The 24,118-nt window shown below is 64.9% G+C and carries 23 protein-coding genes; 9 read left to right on the forward strand and 14 right to left on the reverse strand.

What is annotated here, in order from left to right; all coding sequences use genetic code 11:
• Window positions 1-92 precede the first annotated feature (92 nt).
• The 7 genes from rpmB to MTX35_RS03765 all read left to right on the forward strand — a co-directional run bounded on the left by rpmB (window position 93) and on the right by MTX35_RS03765 (window position 3,189).
• Window positions 93-329: a 50S ribosomal protein L28 gene (gene rpmB, locus MTX35_RS03735; protein WP_243593693.1), complete on the forward strand. Its 237-nt coding sequence runs from the start codon at window positions 93-95 to the stop codon at window positions 327-329.
• Window positions 326-496 carry a 50S ribosomal protein L33 gene (gene rpmG / locus MTX35_RS03740; protein ID WP_187346656.1) on the forward strand — a complete coding sequence of 57 codons (171 nt, stop codon included), beginning with the start codon at window positions 326-328 and terminating at the stop codon, window positions 494-496. The genes rpmB and rpmG overlap by 4 nt, the downstream gene beginning before the upstream one ends.
• A 2-nt stretch (window positions 497-498) precedes the next feature.
• The gene (gene rpsN / locus MTX35_RS03745; protein ID WP_243593694.1) at window positions 499-804 is read left to right on the forward strand and encodes a 30S ribosomal protein S14; all 306 of its coding nucleotides are present in this window, start codon (window positions 499-501) and stop codon (window positions 802-804) included.
• 14 nt (window positions 805-818) lie between these two features.
• Complete coding sequence (gene rpsR / locus MTX35_RS03750; RefSeq protein ID WP_008719028.1) at window positions 819-1,073, forward strand: 30S ribosomal protein S18; 255 nt, start codon at window positions 819-821, stop codon at window positions 1,071-1,073.
• Window positions 1,074-1,153: 80 nt separating this feature from the next.
• Window positions 1,154-2,080, forward strand: coding sequence for an AEC family transporter (locus MTX35_RS03755; protein ID WP_243593957.1), 927 nt, complete (start codon window positions 1,154-1,156; stop codon window positions 2,078-2,080).
• 46 nt (window positions 2,081-2,126) lie between these two features.
• Window positions 2,127-2,591, forward strand: coding sequence for a hypothetical protein (locus MTX35_RS03760; RefSeq protein ID WP_243593695.1), 465 nt, complete (start codon window positions 2,127-2,129; stop codon window positions 2,589-2,591).
• A 25-nt stretch (window positions 2,592-2,616) separates the two neighbouring features.
• Window positions 2,617-3,189 (forward strand): DUF1707 domain-containing protein, encoded by a 573-nt coding sequence (locus MTX35_RS03765; RefSeq protein WP_243593696.1) that lies wholly within the window; start codon window positions 2,617-2,619, stop codon window positions 3,187-3,189.
• Here MTX35_RS03765 and MTX35_RS03770 read toward each other — a convergent pair whose 3' ends face one another.
• From MTX35_RS03770 to MTX35_RS03830, 13 genes are all read right to left on the reverse strand, one after another.
• Window positions 3,190-5,136, reverse strand: a complete 1,947-nt coding sequence (locus MTX35_RS03770; protein ID WP_243593697.1) for a VWA domain-containing protein — start codon at window positions 5,134-5,136, stop codon at window positions 3,190-3,192. It lies immediately after the preceding gene.
• Window positions 5,136-6,521 (reverse strand): ATP-binding protein, encoded by a 1,386-nt coding sequence (locus MTX35_RS03775; RefSeq protein WP_243593698.1) that lies wholly within the window; start codon window positions 6,519-6,521, stop codon window positions 5,136-5,138. Before MTX35_RS03775 ends, MTX35_RS03770 begins: the two co-directional genes overlap by 1 nt.
• Complete coding sequence (locus tag MTX35_RS03780) at window positions 6,518-7,507, reverse strand: endonuclease domain-containing protein (RefSeq protein WP_243593699.1); 990 nt, start codon at window positions 7,505-7,507, stop codon at window positions 6,518-6,520. Before MTX35_RS03780 ends, MTX35_RS03775 begins: the two co-directional genes overlap by 4 nt.
• 149 nt (window positions 7,508-7,656) lie before the next feature.
• The gene (gene purH / locus MTX35_RS03785) at window positions 7,657-9,210 is read right to left on the reverse strand and encodes a bifunctional phosphoribosylaminoimidazolecarboxamide formyltransferase/IMP cyclohydrolase (protein WP_243593700.1); all 1,554 of its coding nucleotides are present in this window, start codon (window positions 9,208-9,210) and stop codon (window positions 7,657-7,659) included.
• Window positions 9,207-9,830: a phosphoribosylglycinamide formyltransferase gene (gene purN / locus MTX35_RS03790; RefSeq protein ID WP_308198104.1), complete on the reverse strand. Its 624-nt coding sequence runs from the start codon at window positions 9,828-9,830 to the stop codon at window positions 9,207-9,209. Before purN ends, purH begins: the two co-directional genes overlap by 4 nt.
• Window positions 9,831-9,901: 71 nt before the next feature.
• On the reverse strand, window positions 9,902-11,338 hold the full coding sequence (locus MTX35_RS03795; protein ID WP_243593702.1) for a DUF6350 family protein: 1,437 nt from the start codon (window positions 11,336-11,338) through the stop codon (window positions 9,902-9,904).
• A 74-nt stretch (window positions 11,339-11,412) separates the two neighbouring features.
• A complete protein-coding gene (locus tag MTX35_RS03800) occupies window positions 11,413-12,588 on the reverse strand; it encodes a DUF5336 domain-containing protein (protein ID WP_243593703.1) in 1,176 nt (391 codons plus the stop codon).
• Between the two features lie 93 nt (window positions 12,589-12,681).
• Entirely contained in the window at window positions 12,682-13,806 is a 1,125-nt protein-coding gene (gene sfnG, locus MTX35_RS03805; protein ID WP_243593704.1) for a dimethylsulfone monooxygenase SfnG, read from the reverse strand.
• Window positions 13,807-13,829: 23 nt separating this feature from the next.
• Window positions 13,830-15,053 carry an acyl-CoA dehydrogenase family protein gene (locus tag MTX35_RS03810; protein ID WP_243593705.1) on the reverse strand — a complete coding sequence of 408 codons (1,224 nt, stop codon included), beginning with the start codon at window positions 15,051-15,053 and terminating at the stop codon, window positions 13,830-13,832.
• A gap of 75 nt (window positions 15,054-15,128) precedes the next feature.
• On the reverse strand, window positions 15,129-15,470 hold the full coding sequence (locus tag MTX35_RS03815; protein ID WP_243593706.1) for a DUF2200 domain-containing protein: 342 nt from the start codon (window positions 15,468-15,470) through the stop codon (window positions 15,129-15,131).
• A 137-nt stretch (window positions 15,471-15,607) separates the two neighbouring features.
• A complete protein-coding gene (gene sucD / locus MTX35_RS03820) occupies window positions 15,608-16,519 on the reverse strand; it encodes a succinate--CoA ligase subunit alpha (protein WP_222089956.1) in 912 nt (303 codons plus the stop codon).
• 8 nt (window positions 16,520-16,527) lie between these two features.
• Complete coding sequence (sucC, locus tag MTX35_RS03825; RefSeq protein ID WP_032377331.1) at window positions 16,528-17,691, reverse strand: ADP-forming succinate--CoA ligase subunit beta; 1,164 nt, start codon at window positions 17,689-17,691, stop codon at window positions 16,528-16,530.
• Between the two features lie 146 nt (window positions 17,692-17,837).
• Window positions 17,838-19,703 (reverse strand): hypothetical protein, encoded by a 1,866-nt coding sequence (locus tag MTX35_RS03830; RefSeq protein WP_243593707.1) that lies wholly within the window; start codon window positions 19,701-19,703, stop codon window positions 17,838-17,840.
• Between the two features lie 240 nt (window positions 19,704-19,943).
• Between MTX35_RS03830 and MTX35_RS03835 the strand changes: the two genes are divergently transcribed.
• On the forward strand, window positions 19,944-20,978 hold the full coding sequence (locus MTX35_RS03835; RefSeq protein WP_243593708.1) for a M23 family metallopeptidase: 1,035 nt from the start codon (window positions 19,944-19,946) through the stop codon (window positions 20,976-20,978).
• Window positions 20,979-21,047: 69 nt separating this feature from the next.
• On the opposite strand, the gene pcrA is transcribed toward MTX35_RS03835, so the two are convergent.
• A complete protein-coding gene (pcrA, locus tag MTX35_RS03840; protein WP_243593709.1) occupies window positions 21,048-23,516 on the reverse strand; it encodes a DNA helicase PcrA in 2,469 nt (822 codons plus the stop codon).
• A 297-nt stretch (window positions 23,517-23,813) separates the two neighbouring features.
• Here pcrA and MTX35_RS03845 point away from each other — a divergent pair, with 297 nt between their 5' ends.
• Window positions 23,814-24,104 (forward strand): chorismate mutase, encoded by a 291-nt coding sequence (locus MTX35_RS03845; protein WP_243593958.1) that lies wholly within the window; start codon window positions 23,814-23,816, stop codon window positions 24,102-24,104.
• Window positions 24,105-24,118 lie beyond the last annotated feature (14 nt).

Raw genomic sequence — 24,118 nt, forward strand, 5'->3', positions numbered from 1 at the left:
CGACAACGATTGTCATTCTCTGAGGATGCACGCTACATTCGGATGAACGCTTTGTCGAAAACGATTGTCATAACGGCAAGAAGGGAGCACTCATGTCAGCGCACTGCCAGGTCACCGGCCGCACCCCCAGCTTCGGAAAGTCGGTCTCGCACTCCCACGTGCGCACCAGCCGCCGCTGGGATCCCAACATCCAGCGCAAGACCTACTACGCGCCCAGCCTCGGACGCCGCGTCACCCTCACGCTCTCGGCCAAGGGCATCAAGACCATCGACCGCGACGGCATCGACGCCGTGGTCGCCAAGATCCGCTCACGCGGGGAGAAGATCTGATGGGCAAGAGCACGGACGTCCGTCCGATCATCAAGCTGAAGTCGACCGCCGGCACCGGCTACACCTACGTCACCCGCAAGAACCGCCGCAACGACCCCGACCGACTGGTCATGAAGAAATACGACCCGGTCGTGCGCAAGCACGTCGACTTCAGGGAAGAGCGATAGCCATGGCCAAGAAATCGAAGATAGCGAAGAACGAGCAACGCAAGGTCGTCGTCGCCCGCTGGGCAACGCGTCGCGGCGAGCTCAAGGAGATCATCCGCAAGCCCTCGAGCAGCGACTCCGAGCGCGCGCAGGCCCAGGCGGCACTGCAGCGTCTGCCACGCGATTCGAGTCCGGTACGATTGCGCAATCGTGACGCTGCGGATGGACGTCCGCGCGGTTACCTACGGAAATTCGGGCTGTCCCGCGTGAAAGTGCGCGAGATGGCTCACCGCGGGGAACTGCCAGGCGTCCACAAGTCGAGCTGGTAAGGGAAAAGGTAGAGATGGCAGTCAAGAGAGCACCGTCGAAGAAGGTCCGCGCAGAGGCGGGTCGTCGACCGAAGAAGAACCCGTTGAACGCCGCCAAGGTCACCACGGTGGACTACAAGGACATCAACCTTCTTCGTCAGTTCATTTCCGACCGCGGCAAGATCCGCAGCCGTCGGGTCACCGGGCTCACCCCGCAGCAGCAGCGCCAGGTCGCTGTCGCAGTGAAGAACGCTCGTGAAATGGCATTGCTGCCGTTCACCAGCCGCTGAATCAGCTTTCGAGAAAGGCCACGTAGCCCTCGGCTACGTGGCCTTTCTGTCGTTCCCAGCAAGAAATGAGCACTTCGACGATGTCCGGCGTTCTCGAGGGCTTCACCGTCATCTTCGTCGTCATCGCCCTGGGATACCTTCTTGCTCACCTGAATGTGCTGGGCGAGCACGGCCAATTCGTCCTCGGTCGTCTCGTGTTCTTCGTCGCGACACCGGCATTGCTGTTCGTCACGTTGGCCAATTCCGATCTGTCGGTGATTCTCTCGCCCGTATTGGCCGTCGCCGGTTCCACGGCACTGCTCGTCGGGGCCATCTACTTCGTCATCGCGAAGCTCGCGCTGAAACGGGCCGTGCCCGACGCGACCATCGGCGCACTCGCGAGTTCGTACGTCAATGCCGCCAACCTGGGCATCCCGATCGCCGTGTTCGTTCTGGGCGACGCGAACTTCGTCGCTCCCCTGCTGCTGTTCCAGATCATGATCTACACGCCGATCGCCGTCACCATCCTCGACATTTCCACCAAGATCGACAAGGTCTCGCTGTTCAAGACCGTCACCACGCCGTTCCGCAATCCGATCGTGGTGGCCGGAGCCGCAGGCCTCGTGCTGTCGATCACCGGATACGAGCTCCCCGAGGCGCTCATGCAGCCGTTCCAACTCGTCGGCAACCTGTCCGTGCCCGGGGCGCTGCTCGCCTTCGGTCTGTCCCTCTACGGTGCCAGAGTCCTGCAGAAAGGCATCAGTCCGCGGCGGGACGTGGCCCTGGCGACCGTGTTCAAGATGGCGCTGCAGCCGGTGCTCGGCTACCTCATGGCCAGGTTCGTCTTCGGTCTGGACGGGCACGATCTGTTCGCCATCGTCGTCGTCTCCGCACTGCCCACCGCGCAGAACGTGTTCGTCTTCGCCAGCCGCTACCAGCGCGGGGTGGTGCTCGCCCGCGACACCGCGTTCGTGACCACGCTCGTCTCTATCCCCGTCATCGCGCTCGTGACGGTCTTCCTCGCGTGAGCCGAACACAAAGGTTCTCCTCAGCTCCCAGCGCTACTTTGGACTCATGAGGTTTCTCGCCGCGGGTGTCATGCTGTGCCTGCTGCTGGCCGGCTGCAGCACCGCCGCCGGTAGCGACGAGGACACAACGCCCAGCATCGACTCCACAACACCCATGGGACTCGTCCAGCAACCCAGCGCCCCTCCGGTTCCGCACGAAGTTCCCGTCGGCGACGTGGGCACGATGTTCGAGGCCACCCCCGGCCTGATCCGCGCCACCACCACTCCGTTCGAGTCGTGGAGCCAGGTATCCCCCAACACCATTGCGGTGCACTTCGTGACCGGCACACCCGAGTGCTACGGAGCCGACGCGTCGGTCACCGAGACCGACACGACCGTCACCATCGAGCTGCGAACCGGAACCAGGCCCGATGCCGCCGACAAGTCCTGCATCATGGTTGCCGTCTACGCCACCATGCAGATGACTCTTGCGTCACCGCTCGGGAGCCGCACGATCCTGAATGCGGCCTGACCCCGGCACCGGTAGTGTCCGGGCGGTGAGCGATCATCTCCCCGACCGAGATCGAAGCCAGGTTCGCGCGGCCGATGCGGACCGCAACCTCGTCGCGCAGTTGCTGAGCGACGCGTTCGCGAACGGCCAACTCACCGTCAGCGAATACGACGAGCGCACCGCTGCGGTGTACCAGGCGAAAACCTACGGCGAGCTCGATGTGCTGACCGGCGACCTGGTGCTCTCCCCTCCCCCAGCGGCCGTACCGTCCGGTGGTTCCTCGAACGACCGCGTGATCGCGATCATGAGCGGTGCCGTGCGCAAGGGCGAGTGGACCCCCGCCGCACGCATCGACGCAATCGCATTCTGGGGCGGCATAGAACTCGACCTACGCCGCGCATCGTTCACCGCCGAGGAAACCACCATCAACTGTGTCGCCATCATGGGCGGCGTCGAGGTCACCGTGCCGCCCGGAGTGAGCGTCGAAGTCCGCGGCATGGGCATCATGGGCGGATTCGAACACGTCAGCGCGACGCACCCCGGCGCACCACGCGTCATCGTCACCGGTTTCGCCTTCTGGGGCGGAGTATCGGTCGATATCAAGGCAGCAGAGAAGTAATCAGGATCGCCGACGCTTGAGGTAGTCGGTCACCACCGCCGCACCGAGTCCGTCCAGATCAGGGGCGATGACGCGTCCGCCCACTCGCTCGGCCATCTTGTCGACCACTCGTGCCAGACCTGGGTCGTCTCCGAGCCGGAAGATCGTCACCTGCGCACCGAGTTTCGCGACGGTATCGAGCTCGCGGACGGTCAGACCGAGTGTCCTCGACGACGGCGGATAGTCGAAGTACGCGTGACCGTCCGGTTCCAGATGCGCCGTCGGCTCCCCGTCGGTGACGATCAGCACGACCGGCTGCGCATTGGGATGACGCCGCAGATGACGTACCGCGAGCATCAGAGCGTGGTGCAGATTGGTGCCCTGATCGTAGGCCCCGTCCAACCCAGCCAGCTCCGACGCCGTCAATGTCTGTGCATGCCTACCGAATCCGATGAGTTGCAGATCGTCTCCGCGGAAGCGAGTGCTGACCAGATGGTTGAGAGCCAGCGCTGTGCGCTTCATCGGCACCCACCGCCCGTCCATCACCATCGAGAACGAGGTATCGACCAGCAATGCAACCGCGGCCTGCGTTCTGGTCTCGGTCTCGCTGATCTCCACATCGGTCACCTGCAGCTGCACCGGAAAGCCCGATCCCGTTGCCGCCGAACGTAATACCGCATTGTTCACCGTGCGCGTGACATCCCATGGCTCGGTGTCGCCGAACTCCCACGCACGTGACGCACCGGTGGGCTCGCCCATCGCGCCCGCCTTGCGGGTGTCTCGCTCGCCGCCGCGTCGGGACAGCTTTCCTGCGACATCCTTGAGTGCGGACTGCCCCAGCTGCCGCATCGCCTTGGGTGAGAGACGCCATTGGCCGTCGGCACCCTTGTCCATGAAACCCTGCTGCTGCAGCGCCTTTTCGAGCTCGGCGAGCATCCTCGCATCGGCCGCAGCCTCGGGCCCGAGTTGCTTCAGCAACGCGTCGGCGTCGATGTCGTCCAAGGCAGCGCCGTTGTACTGCTGCGAGAGCTGATTGCCCAGGTTCTCGAGATCCGCGATGTCCTGAAGCGCACCGGTACCGTCGCCGAGGCCCATGCCGTTCTCGCCACGGAAGTTCTGCGAGCCGTCCCAGTCCTCACCGGGCCGGGCCTGCTGCAGATTCTGATCGAGCTGATCGAGCTGGCTCAACAGATTCGAATCACCGAAGGCCTGCTGCGCCAACGCATCCAACTCGGCACGCTGCTCCGGACTCAGCGAATTACGAAGCCGTTGCGCTGCTGCCGCCCGCTGGGCGAGGGAGTCCAACAGCTCGTCGACATTCTTCGGGCTCTCCGGGAAGTGCTGACCGTGCTTGTTCATGAACTCGTCGAACTGCTCGTCGGTGTCCTCACCCTTGTTGTGGGCGTCGAGCAATTCGTTGAGGTCCTTCAGCATCTCGCTGATGGCCTGACGGTCCTCGTCGGTAGCACCTTCGAGGGCCTGCTTCATCCCGGCGAACCGCTGGTCGAGCATTTCGCGTCCGAGCAAGTCCTTGATCTTCTCGTAATTCTCGCGCCCCTCCGACGAACGCCAGTCGTAGTCCGAAAGCTCTTGCACCGCTTGGGCAGTGGACGGTGATAGATCACCGATCTGCATCTCCTGGAACCGCGCATCGTCGTCGAGGGCACGCGCAAGTGCCTTGCGCTCTTCGAGCACCGCCTTGTCCAGCAGCTCACGGACTTCCTGCAACGTGCCGTCGAGGTTGTTCTTCTTCAACAGATCTCGTCGACGTTTGGCGGCCTGAGCCGCGAGGTCGTCGAGCCCACGCATGTTCTTCGTTCCGCGCCGCAGCATCTCCTGCAGTGCCCGACGCGGGGACGCGCCCTCGAGCACGTCCTCGCCGATGGCGTCGAGCGCCTCGCGCAGATCCACCGGTGGCGCAAGAGGGTCCGGCCCGTCGTGATACCGCCCGTATCTGGAGCGACGCATCAGCTGTACACCGTCTGACCGTCATCGTCGGGATCCTTGGAGATGCGACGCGCCAGATACAGACCTTCGAGAGCCAGTTCGACGGCAGCTGCCTTCTCGCCGTCCGACGTGGCGTTCAGACGCTCGTGGATGTCGCCGATCACCTCGACGTCGGGCAGCTCGTCGAGCAGCGCCTTGGCGGTGATGCGGTCGCCGGTGACGATCGGTTCGCCCGTCTCGATGGCCGTCACCAGAGCGGCGAGGTTGATGCCGCCGAGGTGAGCACGCACGGTATCGGCGGTCGCGCGGCGCAGCATGTGCTCGAGGACCTCGATTTCGCGGCCTTCCTCACCCGACTCGAATTCGACCTTGCCGCGCAACACCTCGATGATGGTCCCGAGGTCGACAGGCCGAGCCACGGGCTCTGCCTCTCCGAGAATCGCGGCCCGGTGAACGGCTGCGGCAGCGATGGTTTCGGCCGCTGCGATCGCGAACCGAGCGGAGACGCCGGAGCGCTGATCGACCGACGGCGACTCCCGCAGCAATCGGGTGAATCGCGCCAGCACCTCGAGCAGATAGGTCGGAACCGTCGCCTGCAGCTCCGCTTCCTGGTCGATGACTGCCACCTCGGCGTCGAGTTCGAGGGGGTAGTGCGTCCTGATCTCCGCGCCGAAGCGGTCCTTGAGCGGAGTGATGATGCGTCCGCGATTGGTGTAGTCCTCGGGGTTCGCGCTCGCCACGAGCATCACGTCGAGCGGCAGACGCAAGGTGTAGCCGCGAACCTGGATGTCGCGCTCCTCCATGACGTTGAGCAGCGACACCTGGATACGCTCGGCGAGGTCGGGCAGCTCGTTGATCGCCACGATGCCGCGGTGGCTGCGGGGAACCAGACCGAAGTGAATGGTCTCCGGGTCGCCGAGGCTGCGCCCCTCCGCCACCTTGACCGGGTCGACGTCGCCGACGAGGTCCGCCACCGACGTATCCGGGGTCGCGAGCTTCTCGGCGTACCGCTCGCTGCGGTGCCGCCACTCGACCGGCAGATCGTCGCCGAGTTCTTTGGCTTTCCTGATGCTCGCCGGGGTGATGGGCTCGTACGGGTGCTCGCCCAGTTCGGCTCCGGCGATCACCGGCACCCACTCGTCGAGCAGCAGATTCAGGGTGCGCAACAGACGCGTCTTGCCCTGCCCACGCTCGCCGAGCAGCACCACGTCGTGACCGGCCAGAATCGCGCGCTCGAACTGCGGCAACACGGTGCCGCCGAAACCGACGATCCCCGGCCACGGATCCGTGCCGTCACGCAATGCCTTCAGAAGATTTTCCCGCAACTCTTCCTTGATCGACCGCTGCCGATGTCCGGATGCCTTGAGTTCGCCGAGAGTGGAGATGCCAGGTTTGGTAGAGGTCACTTCTCCACGCTACGAGCGTTTGGCAATTGCTGCCATCGAGTGCTCCGTTGTATTTCCGCCGAGTTCGCACTTATGCCACCTGAACTGGCCAAATCCCCTGCACAACCGTAATCTCGTTGGACCGGAGCTCCCGCTGCTCGAAGCGCGGCCCCGACGCGAGCCACGATGTCGTGTGGTCGCAGCCGGATCTGCTCGGAATTGATTCGTATGATGCGCCACCCACAGTGCCCGAGTTCCTCGAACCTCTCGATGTCTCGGGTTCGCTGGCGCTCGTCGAGCCAATGGTGCACCCCTTCGTATTCCACCCCGACACGCCATCTCTCCCACCCCATGTCTATCCGCGCGACAAATCGACCATGCGCATCTCGAATCTCGATCTGGGTGGTCGGTGTCGGAAGTCCAGCGTCGATCAGCAACAGTCGTGTGCGCGTCTCCTGCGGCGATTCCGCGCCTCCGTCTACACGGACGAGGGAGGCGACCAGTCTCCGAATACCCCTACACCCGGGATGCAGCGACGCAAATGCACTCACCGCATCTCGGCGGAGGCCCGTTGCAGCCATCAGCGAATCGATGTAGATCACGGACTGCGGTGGCGGAACCCACCGCCCGATATCGAACGCGGTCCGCACCGGCGTGGTCACCGCCACCCCTCTGACAACGAGCGCTTCAGCGGGCTCGATCGAGTCACGACGAATGCTCAGCCCTGGTAGTCGGTGCGACTTTCCCGGCACCAGCACGGTGGGAGGCACCGAGGCGTCGATCCATCGTGCGCCGTGCATGGCGGCCGCCGAAATACCCGCGACGACTGCGCCGTTTCCGACACACACCGACGCCGCAACAGCCAGGGCCCGCGCATCGAGGGTCGTTCCAGCGCGCACGTACGTGTCGCGGAACACTCGTACGTAGTCGCGGCTCAGCTGATGACGGCTCACCCGCCCCGACTGCAGCGCAACCGACCCACGAAACGGCCCTGCCTCGATCTCCATGGATCGACACTGGCATGGCCGACACCGTACAAACGGTCAGCAGGCTGATCTGTGGATAACTTTCTCGGTCATCCACAGACGTCGAGATCGCAGTTATGCGCCCCGAAATGGTGTAGAAGGCTGCACAACTGCGAGTTCGGCGTCGCAGGCTAGTGGGCGAAGTGCCGCGAACCCGTCAGATACAGCGACACTCCCGCATCCTGTGCTGCGGCGATCACCTCGTTGTCGCGAACCGAACCACCTGGTTGCACAACAGCTTTGACGCCTGCGCTCATCAGCACCTGCAGACCGTCGGGGAAGGGGAAGAACGCATCCGAGGACGCGACCGAACCGACGACGCGATCCCCGGCTCGCTGCACGGCGAGGTGGGCAGCATCGACGCGGTTGACCTGGCCCATTCCGACGCCGACCGACGCACCGTCGTGGGCGAGCAGGATCGCGTTGGACTTCACGGCTCTGCCTGCACGCCAAGCGAATTCGAGATCTTTCAGGGTCGCCTCGTCAACCGGCTCTCCCGCTGCGAGGGTCCAGTTGGCCGGGTTGTCGCCGTCCGCGTCCAGCACGTCCCGTTGCTGCAGCAGTGCCCCGCCGGAGACGGGCTTGAGTTCGACGCCCGAGGTGGGCGGTGCGACCGCGAGCAGGACGCGAATGTTCTTCTTGCGCTGCAACACTCCGAGTGCGCCGTCTGCATAGGACGGCGCGATGATGACCTCGGTGAAGATCTCGGCTACCTGCTCGGCCATCTCGACGGTGACCTCACGGTTGGCGGCGATCACACCACCGTACGCACTCACCGGATCGCAGGCGTGGGCCTTGCGGTGCGCCTCGGCGATGTCCTTGCCGATTGCGATGCCACAGGGATTGGCGTGCTTGATGATGGCAACGGTGGGCTCGGCGTGATCGAACGCCGCACGCCAGGCCGCGTCGGAATCGGTGAAGTTGTTGTACGACATCTCTTTACCGTGCAACTGCTCGGCCTGCGCGATGCCTGCCGCAGCGGAGGAGTCGACGTACAGGGCAGCCTTCTGGTGTGGGTTCTCGCCGTAGCGCAGTACTGCCGAACGGTCCCAGGTTCCACCGATCCACTCGGGGAACGAGGACTCGGACTCCACCAGCACACTGCTCATCCACGACGCCACCGCGACGTCGTAGGCGGCCGTGTGTTGAAAAGCCTGTGCCGCAAGTGATGTGCGCTCCGCGAGGGTGAATCCGCCACCGGCGACGGCCGTGAGTACGTCCTCATAGCGGGCCGGGTCGACGACGACCGCCACCGACGGGTGGTTCTTGGCTGCGGCGCGCACCATCGACGGGCCACCGATGTCTATCTGTTCGACGCATTCGTCCGGCGTCGCCCCACTGGCCACGGTCTCGGTGAACGGATACAGGTTCACCACGACGAGCTCGAACGCCTCGATGCCCAACTCCTCGAGCTGGGCAAGATGTTCGGGCTTGCGGGTATCGGCGAGCACGCCGGCATGGACGCGAGGATGCAGCGTCTTGACGCGTCCCTCCAGCGTCTCGGGGAATCCGGTGAGGTCTTCGACCTTGGTGACCGGAATTCCGGCGTCGGCGATCTTGCTCGCCGTCGAACCGGTGGACACCAGAGCGACGCCTGCGCTGTGCAAGCCTGTCGCCAGTTCGACCAGTCCGGTCTTGTCGTAGACGCTGACCAGCGCGCGGCGCACTGCTTTACGTTCACTCATCGGATTATCTGAGCCTTTCGTCCATCGGAGGTGACACCTGTGGCGACCACGGCTGCGATCACGTCGACCAGCAACCGTCGCTCCACGATCTTGATGCGTTCGTGCAACGCGGCTTCGTCGTCGCCGTCCAGAACCGGCACGGCTTCCTGCGCCAGGATCGGCCCGGTGTCGACACCGGAATCGACCAGGTGAACCGTCGAACCGGTCAGTTTGACGCCGTGGTCGAGTGCATCCCGCACGGCATGGGCACCGGGGAACGACGGCAGCAGAGCAGGATGAGTGTTGATGATGCGTCCGGCGAAAGCATCGAGAAACCGGGACCCGAGAATCTTCATGAAACCGGCGGTGACGATCAGATCGGGTTCGTGACCCAGGACGGCATCGGTGAGTGCGATGTCCCACCGGGCCCGATCGGCATAGTCCTTCAGCCCGATTCGGAAGTTCGGTAACCCGGCCTCGTCCGCACGGCGGGCAGCGTCGCAATCTCGGTCGACTCCGACGGCGACGATGCTCGCGGGATAGTTCTCGGTGGCAGTCGCGGCGATGAGCGACTGCAGGAGCGAGCCGGTCCCCGATGCGAGGACGACGACCCGCGCGGGTGTCTCACGCAAGGCAGTCAGCGCACTACTCCTGAAATATCGAGGCGGATCGTTCGAGCCAGCGGAAAGCCTAGTCTCTGCGCCCCGCACACCTACCGGGCAGGTCCGTCCTGGTCCGTGGGAGGAGCGACGACTTCGGCGTCCAACGGTTCGTCGGCAACGGTCTGGACGGTCGCCTCCGGTTCTTCGGCCGGGGGCATCTCGGCCGGGACGTCGTTCACGACCTCCGCCTCGACGACCTCCTCGACCGGCTCGACGTCCGCAGGCTCGTCGGGAGCGGCCTCGATCGCCAACTCGGCCGTAGGTACCGCAGCGGCAACGGGCTCGCTCGCGATCGGCTCGTCCTGGATCGGCTCGGGTTCTGCTCGACGCCACACGGTGACGGCGGCCGAGGCCGAGCCGACAACACCGAGCCACGCGAACGTCAGCAACCCGAAGCTCCACTCGGTCACCTCGACGGTTCCGAACGTGCCCAGGTTGCCGCCTGCGGCATAGCCGAACAGCGCGGCGAGCGCTCCAGTGGCGGCGGCCACGACCCACACCGAGGACACGGCGACCTGGATGTCGGCGCTGCGAATCGCGCAGTCGCGGCCGAGCAACAGCCCGACACCGATCGGGACGACCAGCATGACGATCCAGATGGTCTGCGCAGATCCTTCGGGGAGGACGGCCAGGATCGGCAGTGGCGGGAGCGGCCCTCCCGTCGTCGAGAAGAGGCTGACCGACGCGTCGCCGAACCCGGCAGAGGAACCGGTGGCCACGGCGAGAGCACCGATGAGGACGTTGGGGAGATAGAGCACCGACAGCACTGTGAGGCCGAGCATGCCGACGACATCGCGTCCGCTCTCGACCAGCGCTCCTGCGGTCTCCCACGAGACGAGCAGGGCGATCAGTACGACGGCCGCGCCGCCGGCGGCGAACATCGAGATCGCGCGAACGAACGGTGCGACGAGTGCGCGAACCCACTCCGGAAGCCCGCGGCGGATCACCACGGAGTCCCAGCGCGCGAGCAGCAGACCCGTTCCCGACGCGGCCGCGTGCACGCCTGCGACCCACGAGAAGGCGACGAGTGCGTTGGGGCTGGACAGTCCGATGACGGTGGACGCATCCTGTGCAACAGCCAGGGCGATGGCGGTCACGGCGAGTGGACCGGCCAACGAGGCGGCGAACACCCACCGCACCATCCGGCCGTCGGTGTCGATGTCGACTGCGCGGTGAACGGTGCGCGCCACGGACCAGCCGACGATCAGCGCCGGCAGGAGCGGTGCGACACCGAGGGATGTACCGCCGATGCTCAGGGGTACGAGGTGCACCGCGAACCACGACCCGGCGATCGCCCCGAGTGTCCCGGTCAGATCACTGTTGACCGAGACGAGGGTGACCAGAGCAAGCGTCGTCGCGATCACCACGACCAGTCCGGAAGTCTTGAACGCCACCCCGGCGAGCACGCGCGACTGATCGGGCGTCGGCCCGGTACTGGGAGTCCGCGCGGCCGCGCGTCGCGTCTCTCGGTTCAATAGATCGCTCATCGCAACGAGACTCGCATCATCTTCGCGGCGCACCGGTCAGGCGCGCCGCGAAGGGGTCCTGGAGGGACGTGAAATCAGTCGCGCTTCTTCTCGTCCTCGGCGGGAGTGGCACCGAACGACTGCGTGGGCGCGCCGTACGGCGTCGACTGATCGCCCGATTCCGGCTCGTCCGACTTCGCCGGGGGCTGACCGTATCCGGACGGCTGCCCGTACTGGTAGTGGTTCGGTGGGTACGCCTGCCCGGCGGTAGGTCCGCTCGGACCGGTGTACGGCGGCGGCGCGTAGCCGCCCTGCGGAGACGGGTTGGGGGCGGACTGTCCGTACGACGGCTGGCCACCCGGGTTGTAGGAATGCTGCCCCGACGACTGTCCGCTCGGTGCTTGACCGAAGTTCGACGACGTTCCCTGAGGCTGTCCGTACGACGGCGGATTGCCGTATGCCTGCGACTGCGACGGTCCACCGAACGACGTCGTCGGCGCGTTGTACGGGTTCGGCTGGCCGAATCCGGGCTGCTGGTTCTGGTTCTGGTTCTGGCCGCCGAAGCCTGCAGGCTTGGGGACCGGGGCCTTGACGATGCCCGCACCGAGCAGCAGAGCTGCGACCGCGGCAGCTGCCTGGACGAAGCCGAGAACGAGCACCAGGATCGCGCCGATGCCGAGCGAACTGGAGGTGCTGGCGAACTCGTTGCCCTCGGCGCTCGGCAGACTCAACGACTGGAACGCCAACACCAGGAAGCCGGTGATCGCCAGCGCGGCCACCACGCCCTGATTCTTCGTGTCCTTCTGCAGCAACGACGCTCCGGCGATCAAGCCCGCCGCCAGCAACAGTGCAACCGACACCGCGCTTCCACCGGAGGCGAAGAACGTGGTGCTGAACGAGGTCTGAATGCTGCTCGGCAGCTCCTGGGACGAGGTGACCTCGGCGGTGACGAGGTCCAGCAATCCGAGCAGGAAGTTCACTATGCCGAGCCCGAGAATGACGAAGGTGAGGATCTTCGGCAGATTCGACAGCCCCGACCCGCCCGACTTCGGCTGTGGCGCAGGATTCACCGGTGCCGACGTTCCGGGGACCGGCGGGCCGAAGGGATTGGACACCGACGGCTGATGAAACGTCTGGTTCTGACCCGGATGACCTTGGGGATTGGGGGACGGCTGATTGGGCGAGGACGACGGGCCGTAGGACGGTCCACCTCCGCCGTAGCCACCAGAGTTGGAGCCCCCGTTTTCAGGGCTGCCGGGCGAGTAGGTCATCGCGTCTCCTCATCCTGATAGTGACGTACCCAGGTCGGTCGGGTCCGAGAACTCACGCTACTGCACGGACCCGACCGCTCGAGGAACTCCAGGTCAGTGGGACGCGACCAGCTGCTGGTCGTTCGATTCGGCAGCTTCGAGCTCTCGAACCAGCGGCAGCACCCTGGCTCCGAAATATTCGATGTCCTCCTGGAAGTGAAGGAAGCCACCGAGAATCAGGTCGACGCCGCGGCGACGGTAGGCGACGATGCGTTCGGCCACCTGCTCCGGGGTGCCGATCAACTGGGTCTTGAAGCCGTCGTTGTACTGAACGAGGTCCTCGAACGTGGAGTCGGCCCACATTCCCTTCTTGTCGCCCGTCGAATTGCCCGCCTGTTGCACCGCCCCCTTGAAGCCTTCGACGGCAGGCTTGTTCGCCTTCTCGATGATTTCGCGCAGTGTGTCTCGGGCTTCCTTCTCGGTATCGCGCGCGATGATGAACCCGTTGAGCCCGAACTTGACCTCGCGTTGGTGATCGCGCGCGACGCGACGGAGATTGTCGAGTTGCTCGGTGACGCCGGCGAAATCCTTGCCGTTGCTGAAATACCAGTCCGAGTATCGTCCGGCATTCTCCTGTGCGGCAGACGAATTGCCACCTTGGAACAGTTCGGGATTGGGTCGCTCAGGTGTGTTGAGGGGCTTGGGCTTGAGCGTGAAGTCGTGGATCCGGTAGAAGTCGCCCCGGAAGTCGACGTCGTCCTCGGTCCAGATCTTACGTAGTACCTGCAGGAATTCTGCACTGCGACGGTATCTTTCGTCGTGCTCGAGCCACGGCTCACCGAGGTGGGTGAACTCGTCCTTGAACCATCCGCTGACGACATTGACGGCGAAGCGACCGTTCGAGAGGTGGTCGGCCGTGGCACCGAGCTTGGCGAGGACCGCCGGCTGCCACAGCCCGGGATGCACTGCCGCAATGACTTTGAGCCTTTCGGTGGCCAGCAGCAGCGCGAGCGAGAAGCTGGTGGATTCGTGCTGGAACTCTGCCCCGTAACTCGCTTCGTAGCGCACCTGACTCAGGGCGTACTCGAATCCGTTGTTCTCGGCCGTCTGCGCCAGCTTCTTGTTGTATTCGTAATCCCAGCTGGTGCGCTGCTCGATGGTGCTGGTGACCAACCCTCCCGAGACATTGGGTACCCAATACGCGAATTTGATTGCGTCGGCGATTCTTTCGGTGCTCATTCTTGTTCTCCTACCAGTGCGTTCTAGGAATACCAGGTCGGCTCGGGCAGTTCGCCCGTGAGAACCCAGCGCCCGACCTCACGTCGCTTGTACGCGACCGGATCGTGCAGGGTGTGCGTGCGTACGTTGCGCCAGAAGCGGTCGAACCCGTACTTACTGGCTGTCGCTCGTGCGCCGAGCGCCTCGAACACCGCCCCGGTGATCTCGAGCGACACCTCCGTGGCGCGTGCCTTGACTGCAGCCACTCGCACCTCGTGATCGCCGCGCTCCTCGGCGGTGACGTTCCAGGCATTGTCGTGAATCTTCTTTCCTTCCAACGCCACTGCGTCGGCGAGAGCTTCCACGGCCCACAGCTTGGACGTCAGGTCGCCGTAGATGTCGATGATGTACGGCTCGTCGACGGCCTTGTCCACCGTGCTGTGTAGCCACGCACGGGTCTTGTTCTTGGTGTACGACGCCGCTTCCTCGAGTGCACCCCTCGCGATTCCGAGGTAGAAGTTGACGAACACCAGCTGAATGGTCGGTACGTTGAGGGTGTTGTAGACGCGCGGCTGAAAAGCTTTGTTCACGAACCCCGCTGCACTGGCCCAGTCGACGCGAACCTTGTCGATGGTGACGCTGCCACTCTCGGTCTGCCGCTGGCCGATGTTGTCCCAGTCGTCGTGGAACGACAGTCCTTCGATGTTCGACGGCACGATCGCGAAGACGTGATCGGTGCTGCCTTCGAGGGCTCCCTCGAGCACGGTGACGTCGGAGACTCGGCTGCCGGTGGAGAAGGTCTTGGAACCGTCGAACACGATGGTGTCGCCCTCGTCGGTGACGGTGACGTCGTTGTCTCGGGGGTTGACGGCTCCGCCGAAGAACCACTTGTTCTTCGTGGCGTCGGCCTCGACGGCCTCGATCTGCTCGGGGGTGCCCACCAGGCGTGCGGCCCAGAACCACAGTAGGTGGTACCCGAGCAGCTGGCCGATCGAGCCGTCGGCCTTCGAGACGGCTCGAATGACCTGGTACGCGGTGGGCCAATCCTGGCCCGCGCCGCCGTGTTCGATGGGACCGAGCAGGGTGACGAGCCCGGCGTCCTTGAGGAGCTGAACCTCGTCATGCGGCGCGGCATTGCCCTTGTCGCGGGCGACGGCATCGACAGCGAGGAGTTGAGCTACCTCACCCGCGCGGGAAATCCATCCGGCAGCAGTGGTGGGGGCGTCGGACCAGGTTTTGGTGAGTGCACGATTCTCGGTGGTTGTCATGACGCCAAGTGAAGTCCGACAACGATTCGATGACCACACTTCGATTCAGCATGATTTCAATACCCCGTGTCGGGGTCAGCCACGCAAGATCTTCTCCATCTTCTTGCCCTTGGCGAGTTCGTCGATCAGCTTGTCCAGGTAGCGGATCTTCTGCATCAAGGGGTCTTCGACGTTCTCGACGCGTATGCCGCAGACGACTCCGGTGATCAGCTCCGCGTTCGAGTTGAGGTTCGCTGCCGCGAAGAAGTCGTCGAACGTCGCTTCGGCCTGGAGATGGCGGTCGAGGTCCGATTGGTCGAAACCGGTGAGCCATCGAATGATCTCGTCGACCTCGGCTTTGGTCCGACCTTTGCGTTCGGCCTTGTTCACATAGTGCGGATAGACCGAGCTGAAGGCGGTGGTGAAGATCTTGTGCACGCGGATCAATCTAGACCCCTTCGCGTGAATGTGACATTGCACCGCCCAGACGCATGCAGTGGTCCATTGACGCGAACTGGGGGCGCGCACGAAAAAGCCCGCCACCGAATCGGTGGCGGGCCTCTCTCGCGTGAAAGTTACTTCACAGACAGCGATTCCAGGATCTCGCGCGCGAGGGCAGCGGTCTCGGACGGCGTCTTGCCGACCTTGACGCCTGCGGCCTCTAGTGCGTCCTTCTTCGCCTGCGCCGTTCCCAGCGAGCCGGAGACGATGGCGCCTGCGTGGCCCATGGTCTTGCCCTCGGGAGCGGTGAAGCCTGCGACGTAGCCGACGACCGGCTTGGTCACGTTGGCCTTGATGTAGTCGGCTGCACGCTCTTCGGCGTCGCCACCGATCTCACCGATCATGACGATGACCTTGGTCTCGGGGTCTGCTTCGAATGCCTCGATGGCGTCGATGTGGGTGGTTCCGATGACGGGGTCGCCGCCGATGCCGATGGCCGTCGAGAAGCCGAAGTCACGGAGCTCGAACATCATCTGGTAGGTCAGCGTGCCGCTCTTGGAGACCAGGCCGATGGGGCCGGTTCCCGAGATGTTGGCGGGCGTGATGCCGACCAATGCTTCACCGGGAGTGATGATTCCGGGGCAGTTCGGACCGATGATGCGGGTCTTCTTGCCCTTCTCCACGTTGTAGGCCCACGCGTATGCGGAGTCCTGCACGGGGATGCCCTCGGTGATGACGACGAGCAGCGGGATCTCCGCGTCGATCGCTTCGACGATGGCGTCCTTGGAGAATGCCGGCGGCACGAACGCGATGGACACGTCGGCTCCGGTCTTCTCCATGGCCTCGGAAACCGAAGCGAAGACCGGGAGTTCGATGTCGTTGCCCTGTGCGTCGACGTGCTTGACCGTGGTGCCGGCCTTGCGTGCGTTGACGCCACCGACGACCTGGGTGCCGGCCTTGAGCATCAGGGCGGTGTGCTTGGTGCCTTCGCCGCCGGTGATGCCCTGGACGATGACCTTGTTGTCCTTGTTCAGAAAGATTGACATGGTTTCCTCTACTTCGCTGCCAGCTCGGCGGCCTTGTCGGCGCCCTCGTCCATGGTTCCGGCGAGCGTCACCAGCGGGTGCGCGGCGTCGGCGAGAATCTTGCGGCCCTCTTCGACCTTGTTGCCGTCGAGACGGACGACCAGCGGCTTGTTGGCGTCGTCGCCCAGCTTCTTCAGCGCGCCGACGATGCCGTTGGCGACTGCGTCACACGCGGTGATACCGCCGAAGACGTTGACGAACACGCTCTTGACCTGCTCGTCACCGAGGATGACGTCGAGGCCTGCGGCCATGACCTCGGCCGACGCGCCGCCGCCGATGTCGAGGAAGTTGGCCGGCTTGACGCCGCCGTGTGCCTCGCCTGCGTATGCGACGACGTCGAGGGTCGACATGACCAGTCCGGCGCCGTTTCCGATGATGCCGACCTGTCCGTCGAGCTTGACGTAGTTGAGGTCGTTCTCCTTCGCCTTGGCCTCGAGGGGATCGGCTGCGTCCTTGTCCTCGAACTCGGCGTGGCCGGCCTGGCGGAAGTCTGCGTTGGCGTCGAGCGTGACCTTGCCGTCGAGGGCGAGGATCTGATCGTCCGGGGTGCGAACCAGCGGGTTGACCTCGACCAGGAGAGCGTCTTCGTTGATGAAGACCTCCCACAGCTTCTGGATGGTCACCGCAGCGGCGTCGAGCACCTCGGCGGGAAGCTTGCCCTTTTCGGCGATTTCACGAGCAAAAGCAAGATCGACGCCCTTGACGGCGTCGACCGGGATACGTGCGAGTGCGTCGGGGTTCTCCTCCGCCGTCACCTCGATTTCGACGCCACCCTCGACCGAACACATGGCGAGGTAGGTGCGGTTGGTGCGGTCGAGCAGGAAGGAGATGTAGTACTCCTCGGCGATGTCGGAGGCTTCTGCAACGAGAAGCTTCTTGACGACATGGCCCTTGATGTCGAGTCCGAGAATCGCTTCTGCGTTCTCGGTGGCTGCTGCGACGTCCTTGGAGTACTTGACGCCACCGGCCTTGCCGCGGCCGCCGACCTTGACCTGTGCCTTGACCATTACTGGCTTGCCGATTTCTTCGGCAATCTGTGTTGCTCCGGCGACCGTGTCGGTGACACGACCGGCGGAGGTGGGTACGCCATGCTTGGCGAACAATTCCTTCGCCTGGTATTCGAAGAGATCCATCAGCTCACCGTCTCGTCTACGTTGACGCCCGCTCCAGGGGTGTGAGCGGGTCTGAGCATGGACTTTATCCAGGTGCCCCGACAGCGCATCGGGCGCATGGATGCTATGTGGCCTATCTCACCGCTACCGGCTCGATGAAACGGCCGTCACCGATCGGCGCGGCGGGCCGAAAGTGCCGCCGCGACAGCGAGAACGACGATTCCGACCACCGAGGGCACGACGCCGGGACCCATTTCCGGATCGGTGGCACGCGCAGATGTCAGCGGCCACGACGCCACGTACACGATCCCCGCGACGACCGACCCACCGAGCAGAACGCTGCCGCGAGCGGGCCGAGCACGCGCCGCGACGACGGCAGCGACCACGACTCCGACGGCGAGCAGCATCTGACCCCAGGTGTCCCAGCCCCACGGAAATTCGGTGACGGTTGCGGCGGTCAGATCGCTGCCTCGGTACAAGGGCAGGGCGAGTCCGATGGCAAGGAGAACCCCGCCGAACAGAGCAGCGCCCAGAACCGGAACGTCGAACCCGGCGTCGGCCGAGGTGTCGACGTCGTCGCGTTCGGCCGATCCGGCGAACAGCGCCAGCACTCCGGTGGCCACGGCAGCGACGACGCCCGCGATGATCGCCAGAGCTCCGATGCCGGTACTCACCCCGTCCACGTCCTCGGCGAGCACCACCGACTGCAACACTCCGGCCGCAGCCGAGACCGCGCCGAGCCAGAACATCGACACGAACGGCCTCGCCGTCGAAGCGAACTCGGAGAACAACAGCGGAACCGAACCCAGAATCATCACGAACCCGGCGACCAACACCACGCGGGTGGCCAGAATCTGCGGCACGACAATGCCCGAGTCGGTCCCCAGAATCGGCAACAACGATCCGAGAACGAACAGCACGCCCGACGCGACGCCTGCACTCCCGGCCGCTGCGTGCCATCGCGTCGTTCCTGGACCGGCGACACCGCGGGCATCTCGCGCACCCGTCGCGCGCTGCTGCGCTCTCTCCAGTGCTCGACGGTCACGCGCCGCGGCGACGGGTGCCAGCATCGCGCCACAGATCAGCAGCCCGAGCCCAGCGACCGTTCCCAGGTATGCACCGAGGCCGGCATCCACTCGGGCTCCGGTACCGAGTCCCGCCAGCAGACCGACCCCGGCGAACGCGAGCACCCCGAGCCCGGCACCGACGGACGCACCCGAGGCCACGATCGGCGACAGCGAGGCCAACGCAGATGCGGCCACCACGAGCGCCGCGATCCCGACCACTGCTGATCCCACCGCGACGAACACCGGCGATTCCACCACCGCCGTCACGATCACCACCGGATCGTCCGAGCGGTACAGCGACGCGAATGCCGCCACCGCCGCCAGCACACCGGACGCGCCGATCGATGCCGCGAGCAACGGTCCGACACGCCCCGCAGCAGCGCCCCCCACGTGCTCGGAATACACCGAGTGGCCGTACCCGTCACCGAGACCGGCGCGATGCACCGCAGACCACCCCGCAACACCCGCCAGAACCGACACAGCGTGACCGAAGAGCAGAACGTAGGTACCGGGGGTGGCGTCGAGCATCGCAGCGCTCAGCGGGCGGAAGAGCTCGAGCCGATTCGCGTCGATGGGATCCGCCAGCAGGGCCACATCGAGGAGTGCGAGTCCGAGTGCCACCGCGCCGTACCCGGCCAGCAGCGCTGCGGCGAACTCGAGACGTTTGCCGGCCACGCCCACCGCAGCGCCGATGACGACGACAACGGGAACGGCCCCGGCCAGGATCGCGGCGATCGTGACCCCGTCACCCACCGGCGAACCGTCGGCGCTGCGGACGACACCGATCAGCTGTGCCACCACCACGGCAACCGCAGCGATCAGAGCAAGTACGACTGCTGTTGCCACGCGCGAGGTCGGTGACGGGTCGTCGGGCCGACCGAACTCTCCGTCCTGAGGCCGGATGCGTTGTGGCTCCGCTCGCTCGGAGCCTCGGGCGGACGAATCGTCGAAGGTGGGAGTCGGCACTCGGATCACGGTATCGGCTCGATCGGTGCAAGAACCGTTACTGTTGCCGTGTGCCGTCGACGGGTTCCCGTGTCCGATCACGGATGTGGCTCGTCACGAGATAACCGCTGGTCGCCTTGTGAGCCATCTCACATATGCCGCCGGTTTGGGCTGTTAACTTGCGCGCCCCGCAATCATTTCGTTACCGTCTGCCGAGTCTTTCAGTAACAGCCAGGTCACGGACAACGGAGGTAGTAGGTCTTGCAGCAACACCGTGCGTCCTTCACCTCCAGCCGGTTCTCTCGACCTTCGGCCGAAGACGCGACCACGGTCTACAGCTACGAGCCCATCGCCGACGCTGCCGCAGAGCCCGCGTTCGAGACCGATGCCTACGACGCGTACGCCTACTCGCCGTACCAGTACACCGAGGCCGATTTCGCCCGGACCTCGCAGGTCGCAGCCGACGAGTCACCGACCGTCGTCACCACGTTCGCCACTTCTGCTGATGCCACCCCCGTGGCCCGTCGCGGCGGCGCACACCGCATTCCCCTTCCCCCCACCGCGCTCAAAGGCCGAGCAGCAGTTCTCGCGGTAGCCGCAGGTGCAGTCGTCGCTGCCGGCCAGGCCGTTGTCAACGATGACTCGCCCACCGCGGTTGCCACCTCCGAGTACGCACTCGCGGCAGGCGAAGCACCCGCCGCAGCGGTGGTCCCGCCCACGACGACTCCGCAGACCACCGAACCGGCAGCCGACTCGTCCAGCGCAGCGCCGTCGGAGGCACCGCAGATCCTCAGCATCGCCGCACCGGTGGATCTGAGCCAGTTCAACGACCTGCTCGCCAAGGGCCAACGCTTCAGCGAAGAGCGGGCTGCCCGGGAAGCCGCCGCTCGCCGGCCACTGTTCGCGCTTCCGGCGCAGGGCACCTACACCTCCAACTTCGGCACCCGTTGGGGCGTACTCCACGCAGGCGTCGACGTTGCCAATGCAATCGGAACTCCGATCTACGCCGTCGCCGACGGCAAGGTGATCGACTCCGGTCCGGCCGCGGGCTTCGGCATGTGGGTTCGCGTGCAGCATGCCGACGGCACGATCACCGTCTACGGCCACATCGACACCTCGACCGTCACTGTCGGTCAGAACGTCATGGCGGGCGATCAGATCGCAACCATGGGCAACCGCGGCTTCTCCACGGGCCCGCACCTGCACTTCGAGGTCCACCTTCCGGGCGAGCTCAAGATCGACCCGCTCCCCTGGCTCGCCTCCCGAGGAATCTCCCTCGGACCCGAGATGGACTGAGTCCTCCTCCACCGCACAACAAGCCGGACCCCGCTTTCGCAGGGCCCGGCTTTCGCGTTCTCGGAGTCCTTACAGCTTTGTCATCGGGACGCCGCCGATGAGCATCATCTTGACGCGGCCCGCCGAACCGAAGTCGATCAACACCATCGCCTTGACGCCTGCTCCGGTCGATTCCAGCACCGTACCCAGGCCGTACTTGTCGTGACTGACTCGATCGCCCACGGCCAGAACGAGGTTGGAGTTGCGCCCCTTGGCGGCCCCGAAACTCGGCGACGAGCTCTGACCTCGATTCGAGGATCCGCCGTAACTGTTCGAGCCGTAACCGGTGGAGCCGTAACCGCCGCCCGAGCCGTAACTGTTGGATCTGCCACCACCGATCGCTCGGCCGCCACCGGTGCCGGGATCCTCACGCCGCCAGTCGATCAAGTGCTGCGGAACTTCCTGCAGGAAGCGCGATTCCGGGTTGGCGATGGGTTGCCCCCATGCCGAGCGCATGATCGCGCGCGTGAGGTAGAGCCGCTGCCGCGCACGGGTGATGCCCACGTACGCCAGACGTCGTTCCTCGGACAGTTCGTTGGGATCGCCGAGTGCCCGCATGTGTGGGAACTGGCCGTCCTCCCAACCCGTCACGAAGACGACCGGAAATTCGAGCCCCTTGGCGGTGTGCAGCGTCATCAGCGTGACGACGCCGGTACCCGAATCGGGAATCTGATCCGTGTCGGCCACCAGAGACACTCGTTCGAGGAACGCCGCGAGCGAACCCGGCTCGGCCAACCCGTCGACGCCGCCGTCGTCCTCGTCGTCACCGGTCTCGAGCGCCTCCTCCGCAACCGCGGCTTGGTTGCGTGCTTCGGACGTGAATTCGCGTGCCACGCTGACGAGTTCGTTGAGGTTGTCGAGGCGCGCACCGTCCTGCGGGTCGCTGCTGGCCTCGAGCTCGGCGCGGTAGCCGGTGCGGTCGAGTACGGCTTCGACGACATCGCCGATGTCTGCGATGTCGTTGCCGTCCCCGTCGGTTGCGGTGAGCACGGCACGGAGTTCGTCGAGCAACTCCATGAACTGCGCGATCAACTTCTGCTGGCGCGAGTTCAGCAACGCCACCTTGCCCGCGGAGGCGTCGTGCAAGGCTTGCGAGAAGCTGATGCCGCGCTGTTCGGCGTGCACCGCGACGCAGGCCTCGGCGCGGTCACCGATGCCGCGGCGTGGAGTGTTGAGAATACGACGCATGCTGACGGTGTCGTCCTCGTTGGACAGCACGCGTAGGTACGCGACGAGGTCTCGTACTTCCTTCCGCTCGTAGAAGCGGACGCCGCCGACGACCTTGTACGGCAGTCCGAGCCGGATGAAGATCTCTTCGAGCGCACGCGAGGAGTTGTTGGTTCGATAGAAGACGGCCACCTCGTCGAAACGCACGTCTCCACCGTCGACGAGTCGGTCGATCTCCGAGGCCACGAACGACGCCTCGTCGTGCTCGTTGTCCGCGACATAGCCGACGATCAACTCGCCCTCGCCGGTGTCGGTCCACAGCTTCTTCTCACGCCGGCCGGTGTTGCGCGAGATCACGGAATTGGCGGCCGACAGGATGTTCTGGGTCGACCGATAGTTCTGCTCGAGCAGGATGGTGCGCGCATCGGGATAGTCGCGCTCGAACTCCTCGATGTTGCGGATCGTTGCGCCGCGGAACGCATAGATCGACTGGTCGGCGTCGCCCACCACACACAGCTCGCCCGGCGCGACGGTGCCCTCCAATGCGCCGTCCGCATCGGGGGTGCCGACCAGTTCGCGGACCAGCATGTACTGGGCGTGGTTGGTGTCCTGATACTCGTCGACCAGAACGTGCCGGAACCGACGTCGGTAGTACTGCGCCACCTGTGGGAACGCCTGCAGGATGCCGACCGTCTCGCCGATCAGGTCGTCGAAGTCCATGGCATTGGCCGCGCGCAACCTCTGCTGGTAGATGCCGTAGACCTTGGCCACGAGTCGCGGCAGCTCGGCGGGGTCGCCGTCGGCGTCCTCCACGGCCTTGTCGGGGCCGATCAACTCGTTCTTCAGGTTCGAGATCGCGGTCGAGAGCAGCCGCGCCGAGAACTTCTTGGTGTCGATCTGCAGATCCTTGGAGATCATCGTCAGCAGTCGCCGAGAATCGTCCGCGTCGTAGATGGAGAAGTTCGAGTTCAGACCTGGGAGCAGGGCCGACTGCGCGCGCAGAATGCGCACGCAACTCGAGTGGAAGGTCGAGACCCACATCGCGTTCGCCCGAGGTCCGACCAGGCCGGCGACTCGCTCGCGCATCTCGGCAGCGGCCTTGTTGGTGAACGTGATGGCCAGAATCTGGCCGGGTGACACCCCTCGCTCGGCGAGCAGATACGCAATGCGACGCGTCAGCACCGCCGTCTTGCCCGACCCGGCTCCGGCCACGATGAGCAGCGGCGATCCGGTGTGCACGACGGCCTCGCGCTGCTGGGGGTTCAGGCCCTCCAGCAGGGCGTCGGACGACGTGTTCTTTCGAGACTCGAGGCCTTGGAGGAATGTGTTCATCGTCCGGTCAGGTTACCGGCGTGTACCGACAAACCCACATCCCGTGGTCGTCGGCCGAACCGACGACTTTTCAGGACGGTTGACCCATGGCACACTGGATCGGTGATCGAAAAAACCGTACGTCATCGCCTGCATCGGGTTCGCCGTTGTTCGGTCGTGCGCGCAGGAGCCTGTCGATAGTCGCACCGCCCCTGGTTCCAGACGGGCACCGAACCAACAGGCGATGCAGCTCCGAATACGAAAGGCGTAACGGTGACGGACGACGCAGCGATCCAAGATGTGACCCGAGGAGAGACGATGGCCATGACGACGAAGATCGAATCCGAGACCGCAGTGCCCACCAGCGAAGCCGAGATCAACGACCTGCGCCAGGAAATCGATCGCCTCGATGCCGAGATCCTCGCCGCAGTGCGACGTCGGTCCGAGGTCTCGCAGATCATCGGACGCACTCGCATGGCCTCCGGCGGACCGCGTCTGGTGCACAGCCGTGAGATGAAGGTTCTCGAGCGTTTCAGCAGCCTCGGACAGGAAGGCCACACGCTGGCCATGCTCCTGCTCCGCCTCGGCCGCGGTCGCCTCGGCCACTGATTCACCCTCGGTTG

This window comes from Rhodococcus sp. ARC_M12 (assembly GCF_022810385.1).
GTDB lineage: Bacteria > Actinomycetota > Actinomycetes > Mycobacteriales > Mycobacteriaceae > Rhodococcoides > Rhodococcoides navarretei.

Coding starts and splice junctions, on each gene's coding strand:
- rpmB (WP_243593693.1), top strand. CDS start 93: ATGTCAGCGCACTGCCAGGTCACCGGCCGCACCCCCAGCTTCGGAAAG.
- rpsN (WP_243593694.1), top strand. CDS start 499: ATGGCCAAGAAATCGAAGATAGCGAAGAACGAGCAACGCAAGGTCGTC.
- rpsR (WP_008719028.1), top strand. CDS start 819: ATGGCAGTCAAGAGAGCACCGTCGAAGAAGGTCCGCGCAGAGGCGGGT.
- MTX35_RS03755 (WP_243593957.1), top strand. CDS start 1,154: ATGTCCGGCGTTCTCGAGGGCTTCACCGTCATCTTCGTCGTCATCGCC.
- MTX35_RS03760 (WP_243593695.1), top strand. CDS start 2,127: ATGAGGTTTCTCGCCGCGGGTGTCATGCTGTGCCTGCTGCTGGCCGGC.
- MTX35_RS03770 (WP_243593697.1), bottom strand. CDS start 5,136: ATGCGTCGCTCCAGATACGGGCGGTATCACGACGGGCCGGACCCTCTT.
- MTX35_RS03780 (WP_243593699.1), bottom strand. CDS start 7,507: ATGGAGATCGAGGCAGGGCCGTTTCGTGGGTCGGTTGCGCTGCAGTCG.
- purH (WP_243593700.1), bottom strand. CDS start 9,210: ATGAGTGAACGTAAAGCAGTGCGCCGCGCGCTGGTCAGCGTCTACGAC.
- MTX35_RS03795 (WP_243593702.1), bottom strand. CDS start 11,338: ATGAGCGATCTATTGAACCGAGAGACGCGACGCGCGGCCGCGCGGACT.
- MTX35_RS03800 (WP_243593703.1), bottom strand. CDS start 12,588: ATGACCTACTCGCCCGGCAGCCCTGAAAACGGGGGCTCCAACTCTGGT.
- sfnG (WP_243593704.1), bottom strand. CDS start 13,806: ATGAGCACCGAAAGAATCGCCGACGCAATCAAATTCGCGTATTGGGTA.
- MTX35_RS03810 (WP_243593705.1), bottom strand. CDS start 15,053: ATGACAACCACCGAGAATCGTGCACTCACCAAAACCTGGTCCGACGCC.
- sucD (WP_222089956.1), bottom strand. CDS start 16,519: ATGTCAATCTTTCTGAACAAGGACAACAAGGTCATCGTCCAGGGCATC.
- sucC (WP_032377331.1), bottom strand. CDS start 17,691: ATGGATCTCTTCGAATACCAGGCGAAGGAATTGTTCGCCAAGCATGGC.
- pcrA (WP_243593709.1), bottom strand. CDS start 23,516: ATGAACACATTCCTCCAAGGCCTCGAGTCTCGAAAGAACACGTCGTCC.
- MTX35_RS03845 (WP_243593958.1), top strand. CDS start 23,814: ATGGCCATGACGACGAAGATCGAATCCGAGACCGCAGTGCCCACCAGC.